Source organism: Serratia silvae (assembly GCF_023282985.1).
Taxonomy (GTDB): Bacteria; Pseudomonadota; Gammaproteobacteria; order Enterobacterales; family Enterobacteriaceae; genus Chania; species Chania silvae.
Genome location: NZ_JAGQDC010000053.1, coordinates 1 through 526, shown reverse-complemented (window position 1 = coordinate 526; position 526 = coordinate 1). Strand labels below are relative to the sequence as shown.

The 526-nt window shown below is 59.9% G+C and carries 1 protein-coding gene; it reads right to left on the bottom strand.

Annotated elements, in window-relative coordinates; translation table 11 throughout:
- Positions 1 to 80: 80 nt before the first annotated feature.
- A partial coding sequence (locus tag KAJ71_RS23195; protein WP_375540749.1) for a hypothetical protein occupies positions 81 to 526 on the bottom strand: 446 nt, incomplete at its 5' end.

Here is a 526-nt window from a genome sequence, read left to right as displayed (position 1 = left end):
AGTGAACGGTGTCGCCGTAGGAGCAGTACTTGGCTTCTTTATCCAGAAGAATCTGGTCTTCGGCGCTCGCGATTCGGATATCAGACATGGTGGAAGAGTTCCTGATTTTCAACAGAGAGGTCGGCGGCAAAGGTGCCGGAGTTAGCGGCGATGCCTTGTGGCAAAGCGGTCAGCAGTGCGGGCAATTCGGCAAAGGTGTCGAAGCGCGCATGCGGAATGTTGTTGGCTTCGCAGTACTTGGCGAGGCTGCCTTTGGCGAAGACGAAGTCGGCGGTTGAAGCCACGCACATGTCGGACTTGCCGTCGCCGATCACCAGCACGCGCTTGTTGCGCGGCGTGGATTTGCACTTGCAGTTGCCGGAGGCGGCACGGCAGGCATCGCTGGCGTAGGGGAAGTCGATGCGCCAGCTGTCCTGGTCGACCTGACGCAGACGGTTGGCGATGATCGGCAGCAAGGTCACGTAGTTGCGCGACAGAATGCGCGCGATGCCTTGCTCGATGCCGTCGCTGACCACTTCGATGGACG